Source organism: Fulvivirga sp. (assembly GCF_040220315.1).
Lineage (GTDB): Bacteria > Bacteroidota > Bacteroidia > Cytophagales > Cyclobacteriaceae > Fulvivirga.
Map to the genome: position 1 here is coordinate 1 of NZ_JAVJUY010000176.1, position 6,779 is coordinate 6,779.

Annotated in this window: 8 protein-coding genes; all 8 read right to left on the reverse strand. The window is 36.4% G+C overall.

Going from position 1 to position 6,779, the window contains the following annotated elements:
- Nucleotides 1-1,102 (reverse strand): lycopene cyclase family protein (locus tag RLO81_RS08585; RefSeq protein ID WP_350110079.1); only part of this gene is annotated, 1,102 nt, incomplete at its 3' end.
- On the reverse strand, nucleotides 1,083-1,745 hold the full coding sequence (locus RLO81_RS08590) for a carotenoid biosynthesis protein (RefSeq protein WP_350110082.1): 663 nt from the start codon (nucleotides 1,743-1,745) through the stop codon (nucleotides 1,083-1,085). The genes RLO81_RS08590 and RLO81_RS08585, both read right to left, overlap by 20 nt.
- Nucleotides 1,738-3,207 carry a 1-hydroxycarotenoid 3,4-desaturase CrtD gene (crtD, locus tag RLO81_RS08595; RefSeq protein WP_350110085.1) on the reverse strand — a complete coding sequence of 490 codons (1,470 nt, stop codon included), beginning with the start codon at nucleotides 3,205-3,207 and terminating at the stop codon, nucleotides 1,738-1,740. The genes RLO81_RS08590 and crtD overlap by 8 nt, the downstream gene beginning before the upstream one ends.
- A gap of 59 nt (nucleotides 3,208-3,266) precedes the next feature.
- Nucleotides 3,267-3,755: a sterol desaturase family protein gene (locus tag RLO81_RS08600; RefSeq protein WP_350110088.1), complete on the reverse strand. Its 489-nt coding sequence runs from the start codon at nucleotides 3,753-3,755 to the stop codon at nucleotides 3,267-3,269.
- A 1-nt stretch (nucleotide 3,756) separates the two neighbouring features.
- Entirely contained in the window at nucleotides 3,757-4,215 is a 459-nt protein-coding gene (locus RLO81_RS08605) for an SRPBCC family protein (protein WP_350110091.1), read from the reverse strand.
- Nucleotides 4,216-4,259: 44 nt separating this feature from the next.
- Complete coding sequence (locus RLO81_RS08610) at nucleotides 4,260-4,706, reverse strand: hypothetical protein (RefSeq protein ID WP_350110094.1); 447 nt, start codon at nucleotides 4,704-4,706, stop codon at nucleotides 4,260-4,262.
- A gap of 12 nt (nucleotides 4,707-4,718) precedes the next feature.
- A complete protein-coding gene (locus RLO81_RS08615) occupies nucleotides 4,719-6,167 on the reverse strand; it encodes an SDR family oxidoreductase (protein ID WP_350110097.1) in 1,449 nt (482 codons plus the stop codon).
- On the reverse strand, nucleotides 6,164-6,779 hold a 616-nt coding region (locus RLO81_RS08620), incomplete at its 5' end, for a cryptochrome/photolyase family protein (RefSeq protein WP_350110100.1). The genes RLO81_RS08615 and RLO81_RS08620, both read right to left, overlap by 4 nt.

Sequence of the window (6,779 nt, forward strand, 5' to 3'; positions counted from 1 at the left end):
TAAAACTGCTAATTATTTTAAGTTCTTCGAAAATAGTGGAATCCTGATCTAAGAATTTTAATATTTTGCCGATATCATTCTTAAAGTACATGTCATAAAATATTTTTTCTCCAAGGTAATTGTGATCCTCCAATACCTTAAGAAAAATTGAATCATAAAATGCAAAGCGCATTTTAAATATACCGCTGGATGGTCTTCTGTTCTTTTTAAGATTATCGATAATGAGATTACAGGCTTTCTCTGCATTTTTAAAGGAATATCCGGAAGAAGGCCTTACCCAACCACCTGCCGTTCCTATTTTTGTTATCTGTTTCGTATTGTGCTTATAAAAGGGGTAGTTACTCATAGGTATTACACCAGATTCAATATTTTTCACGTCATAGTTCCCTACAGCTAAAACATCTTCAATATAGTGTCTAATCATTTTATCATAATCCTCTTCATTAGCAAGGTTCGAAGAAAAGAAGGTGTACTCAACCAAGGCTTCATGCTTCGAAATAGGTAAAACGTACATAAAACTAGTTGTCTCAGGCCATTTTACACTAAAATCCATCATCGTGAAGCTTGTATCATCAAAAACACTATTTTCTGTTTTTATAAGCCAGCCCCTAAAGTGCTGTAGTATCCTTATGCTTTTGTCATCCTTATTAAAAAAAGCATCGCTAATTCTGCTATCGAAAATATGTTTAGCATGATAACTACGGCTATCGGTTTTAATTTCAACCGTATCATGACTTTTAACTTGTTCAACAGAAGCATGTACAAATTCAATATTTGATGTTTTTCTCAGTTCTTTTTCGGCATAATTGTAAAAATTAATAGCCTCAATCATTTTGTAAGCATACAGTCCGAGGCTAACCTTTTTTCTTTTATCTGAGGCTATGACCTGACAGTTATTCCAACTTCGGGTAATGATATGATCCCATTTGCCACTTCCTTCTTCCCAAAAGCACCAGGTTTTATCGTTTGTACGTTGGCCTTCTTTTTCTATAACAAGTATTTTATGATCATTGAAATAGGCATCCTTACTTAACGCAAGTGCTAACTGAAGACCTGCAGCACCTGCACCAATTATTGCATAATCATAAATGGTAGAACCCATAGAAGTAAACGAAGAAAATTAATTGTGCGGCATAAAGATGTAAAGAAAATGTGGAATCACCCTTAATTCTTAATTTGTGATAAATGAATTGAAGAATGAGCGCTATTGTAAACCAACCTATATAATTCTGAAGCGGTGGATGTCCTATGTGCCAATACCAGAAATCAAAATTGGGGGCAGAATTTTCAAGAAAAATATCAAGCACAAGCATAAGTAATGTACCAGAAAAAATTTTAGCATATTTATTTTTAAGTACTTTTTGCGCTATTGCACCTGTTAGTATTGTAAGCAATGCCCAATTCATGCCAATTAGCAGAGGTACACCGCCTATTTTTATTCCTAGATTTTCACCATAGTGGTAATCTCCAAAAATGAGACCGTAATTAACCCCAAGCCACTCTGAGAAAAATCCGATGCTGAACATCAGAAATAACCCTAGTAGTATTTTTAAGTTGTCTACAGGAAAAAAAACCACACTCAGAATACATAGTAATATGAGGTTGAAATTGGTTTTGCTTATGAACCATTCTTGATAGCCCAAAGTAATACCTATGATCCCTGACAAATGAACCAACCATACAAATGCCAGCGCAATTGATTTTGGTGTAAAGGGTTTAGTCTGGTTTAGGAAGTAATTAATCATGCGCTATTATAGAATCAGTTGCTATTTTTGCTGATAAGAGACAAAGAGGAATGCCACCGCCTGGATGTACAGATCCACCACAGAAGAATAGATTTTTGTAATCAGGAGAGAAGTTGGAATGCCGTAAGAAAGCGGAAAATTTTGAATTGCTGGAGGTTCCGTACAATGAGCCTAGGTGAGAGCCCGTTTTCAGCTCAATTTTTCGTGGATCGAGTACCTCTTCTTCAATAATGTGATTCTCAATTTTGCAATTTAGTACCCTATTAATTTTATGAATCACATTCTGTTTAAGCTCCTTAATTAATGTGTCCCAATCTTGTCCAAAATTACCTGGTGCATTAACCATTATAAACCAGTTTTCGCACCCGTTAGGCGCATCACTTTTTACTTCTTTAGAAGTAATGTTTATATACACTGTAGGGTCATTATGCAGTGTTTTTTTATCGAAAATGGAATTGAACTCTTCTTCATAGTCATCACTGAAAAGAATATTATGTAAATCGAGCTCTGGGAATAGTTTGTCAACTCCCCAATAAAAAATAACAGCCGAGCTTGACCTTTCCTGATTTAAAATTCGTTTTGGTTTTCTATCTGACTTTATCAATTTGCTGTAGGCTGTGAATATGTCTGTATTACTTACCACAATATCAGCCGTATATAAGCCCTTTGCAGTTTTTATTCCCTTTGCATAATTGCCATCAATTACTATTTCATCAACTGATTCATTAAAATGAAATTCGATATTCTGCTCAAGAGCTAGCTTGTACAAACTCTTTGTAATTTGATGCATTCCACCTTTAGGTAAATAAGTACCATAGAACATTTCTAAGTGCGGAATCATGGACATGATCCCAGGAGTTTTGTAAGGTGATGACCCGTTGTAGGTAGCATACCTATTAAAGAGTTGGATCAAATGGCGATTATTAAAATATTTTTTATTTACACCATTTAGTGTGTCATTTAAATGAAGTTTATAGGCCTGAACTAATGAGCTGACTGTTTTGAAAGAAAAATAGGTTTTCCATGTATGTAATGACTTAGATAAAAATAGATCGGCTGTCAGGTCATACTTTTCTTTGTTGCGTATTAAATACTTTTTAAGTTGTTTCTCCTCAACATCAAATTGTTTAGAAGCTTTTTGCAGAAATTGACCCTGGCCGGATGGCATAGAAAACCTTGTTCCATCTTCCCAAAAGTAGTTGCAAAGCGTTTCTTTTTTTGTGTAGACAAAATAATCTGAAGGATTCTTATTAAATAATTGAAATAGTTCATCAACCAGATGGGGCATTGTAAATAATGAAGGCCCCATATCGAACCGAAAATTGCCTAAATGAAAAGCGTGTAATTTACCTCCCGGATGGTTGGCAGCTTCAAATATTTTAACAGCATAACCTGCTTTTTTCAGTCGAAGTGCTGATGCAATTCCTGCGATTCCGGAACCAATAATTAGTGATGATTTCATCTATAATTTTATTCATAGATAAAACCACCAAATAGGTTAAATGTTTGATTTATTAATAACTAGTGCGTATCCCCTTCAAGGGCAGAAGGCTTTATATCACGTTTTTCGAACTTCTTGGGAGCATACAGAAAACCAAAAGCTTCGGCATCATCTTTAGTTCGTACTATATGGTGTATGTAATGTGCTTTAATCATTCTGTTGAGATAGCTACTTCTCTTTTTTGGGCGCCACTTAATTCTTTGATGAACAATAACATCATGAAATATAAAATAGAACAAGCCATAAAGAAAAATTCCAATACCAGCCGCTGTCAGAAACGGATTAATTCCAAGGGAAAAGTATAATAGCAAAATACTAGGTATACTAAAGACTAGTGCAAAGAGATCATTTCGCTCCAGGGTATGATTGTGTTTTTTGTGGTGTGAACGATGCCAACTCCATAAAAACCCATGCATAATGTATTTATGGGTGAACCATGCCACCCCTTCCATAAATAAGAAGGTACCTACTGTGATAAACGCACAAATTGTAATTGTAATCCAGTCCATTTTATTTAAATCGCTCCTCCAGAACCTTAAAACGATAGTCAAAGATAGCCTTTACCTTTTTGCCTACAAAGAGCCAGTTAGCAAACCGGCCTAACCAACCAAATGGTATAGCATAGTTAACTTCATCTTCCATTTCAACACCACCACTTACTTCTTTAAATCTGTGTTGATGATGCCACAAGGCATAAGGGCCAAAACGCTGTTCATCTACAAAAAAGGCAGGTTCATTCACATGAGTTATTTCGGTGGTCCAAGACACAGGTATACCCGGTAAGGGTTGTAATTTATATCGTATGATCTGGCCTGCATACATTTTCTCTTCCCCGGAAATATACTTGATATCAAATTTCATATGAGAAGGCGTAATGTGCTTTAGGTTTCTTGGCGATGAGAAAAAATCCCACGCTTCTGAAATAGAAATTGGTAAAAACTGTTTTGTTTTTAAGGTGTATACTTTCATTATAAAAATAACAATGAAAATAGAAGTTGGTTTTGTTATTCAGCCTACACGCCTAAAAAAAAGTTGACTTCAAACTTTTCATTTGCGAGCAGTTCGATACCACTTAGTTTTTCAATAAAATCACTATTGCCAAATCTTTTCTTACATTTAATATCATAGCTACCAGGGGGTAGTTTTAGCTCATATTCACCATTAGCGTTAGAAAATGTCTCGAATACGATTTTCTCCGACCAGATTCTGGCATTAATTTCTGGTGTAATATTATCAACTGCTGAATATACGCTTCCAACTATTAAAACAGAATCTTGCAAAGATTCGTCATAGGATTTACCTAATACCTCTATTCTGCCATTATATATTACAGTTTGATTGTTGTCGTACAAATTACACGATGTAACAATTAAAATTGACGAGCAGGCAAGTACCTTGGCAAAGTTTTTAGAATAGTGCAATGATGTCATAGCATTAATGAAATGCAGAAAGATATACATTCCGAAGCAGAATTACTTATACCTAATAATATTCCTAGCCATCATAGGAAAGATTAGATAATGGAAGGGCAATACTAAATACCAATACATTCTGCCCCACAAACCTAACGGCCTGAAGGTGGCTTTCTGGAATAAAACATTTTGTCCATTCTCATTTTTTATTCTAAACTCGAGCCATGCCTCGCCAGGTAAGCGCATTTCAGCGTACAAAAGCAGTCTTTTTTGATTTTCATCTGCTAGTAAAACACGCCAAAAATCTAATGAATCACCAGGTTTCAAGTCTACCGGGCTTCTGCGCCCCCTGCGTAAGCCCACACCACCAGCCATTAAATCAAAATAACCCCTTATTTTCCATAACCAGTTGCCAAAATACCAGCCGCGCTCCCCGCCAATTTCCCATATATTGCTTTTTACTTTTTCTGGGTCTTCATTGAACTTTACCTTTCTAATATCGTGGAAACAACCATGCGAAGGCACGTCAATAAAGTCGAGGAAATTTTTATCCATTTTATCATTTTGAACAGCATCTTTCCAACTGGAAACTACATTTTTCTGATTGATTTTACTGAAAGCCAATTTTAGGGCATCTTTATAATCGAGTAAATCAACCTTCAAAATGTCGTTTATATTCCCATTTTTAACCACCACATCGTGTTTCATGCTATCTACCAAATTTCTACCCAATGTGTAGGAAGTGGAAGTAACAAAGTAGAGCCAAAGAGAAGACAGTTTAGGCGATAGCACCGGTACCGAAATAATATACCTTTTAAGCTTTCGTACCGCTGCGAATTGCAGCAACATTTCTTTGTAAGTAAGTATATCGGGGCCACCTATATCATATACCTGGTTAAATGTTTTTTGGTTCATGAGTACGCCACGTAGGTATTCTATCACATTGCGAATAGCCAGCGGCTGGCATTTACTTTTAAGCCACTTGGGGGCAATCATTACAGGTAGTTTTTCTACTAAATCCCTGATGATTTCAAATGAGGCACTACCAGAGCCAATAATAATGGCAGCACGCAGTACAGTTAAAGGTACGCCTGAAGATCTCAACACTTCTTCTACATCTTTTCTTGACTGCAAGTGCTCCGACAGTTCATTATCATTAGAAATACCACTTAGATAAATAATTTGCCTGGCAGCAGTGCCCTTTAAAAGGTTAGCAAAATTTTGTGCTGTTTGTTGTTCAAGTGCAGAGAAGCTTTCATAAGAATTGCTAAGCGAATGAACCATATAGTAAGCAACATCAATAGGCATGTTAATGCTATTGAGTGATGTTTCATCTTGAAGATCGGCTTCAATAACTGTGACGTTCTTTAGGAAATTATCATCAAAATCTTCCCAGTCAAACCGCCTTTTATCTCTTACCAGGCAAATAACATGGTGGCCATCTTGCACCAGTACGGGGAGTAAACGCCTGCCTATGTAACCTGTTGAACCTGTGAGGAGAATATTCATTTACCTAGTGCTTCTTTAAATGTATCTAAGCAACGCTCTCTTGCAAATTTGTGGTCTACAATAGGCTTTGGATAAGAGAGTTCTTGAAATTCAGGCACCCACTTTTTAATATACTTTAAGTTAGGATCGAATTTTTTTGTCTGGGATTCAGGGTTAAAAATCCTGAAATAGGGTTGTGCATCGGTACCGGTTCCTGCGGCCCACTGCCAGCCACCATTGTTAGAGGCTAGTTCATAATCTAATAATTTTCTGGCAAAATAGGCTTCGCCCCAACGCCAGTCAATGAGCAAATGTTTTGTTAAAAAACTAGCGACAATCATACGTACTCGGTTGTGCATGTAGCCAGTGGCATTTAATTCTCGTATGCCTGCATCAACAATAGGGTAGCCAGTTTTGCCCTTACACCACGCTTCAAATTCTTTTTCATCATTCCGCCAGTAGACTCGATCGTATTTGGATTTGAAATTATTGTCCACTACCTGTGGAAAGTGCCATAAAATCATTTGATAAAACTCGCGCCAAATAAGCTCATTTAAATACGTGTTGCTTTTTTCCTGTGCTTTTTGCGCCAGTTTTCTAATGCTAATCGTCCCAAACCGCAAATGAATCCCA

Excerpts from the sequence above, each read along its gene's own strand:
- RLO81_RS08590 (WP_350110082.1), bottom strand. The coding sequence starts at position 1,745 with ATGATTAATTACTTCCTAAACCAGACTAAACCCTTTACACCAAAATCA.
- crtD (WP_350110085.1), bottom strand. The coding sequence starts at position 3,207 with ATGAAATCATCACTAATTATTGGTTCCGGAATCGCAGGAATTGCATCA.
- RLO81_RS08600 (WP_350110088.1), bottom strand. The coding sequence starts at position 3,755 with ATGGACTGGATTACAATTACAATTTGTGCGTTTATCACAGTAGGTACC.
- RLO81_RS08605 (WP_350110091.1), bottom strand. The coding sequence starts at position 4,215 with ATGAAAGTATACACCTTAAAAACAAAACAGTTTTTACCAATTTCTATT.
- RLO81_RS08610 (WP_350110094.1), bottom strand. The coding sequence starts at position 4,706 with ATGTATATCTTTCTGCATTTCATTAATGCTATGACATCATTGCACTAT.
- RLO81_RS08615 (WP_350110097.1), bottom strand. The coding sequence starts at position 6,167 with ATGAATATTCTCCTCACAGGTTCAACAGGTTACATAGGCAGGCGTTTA.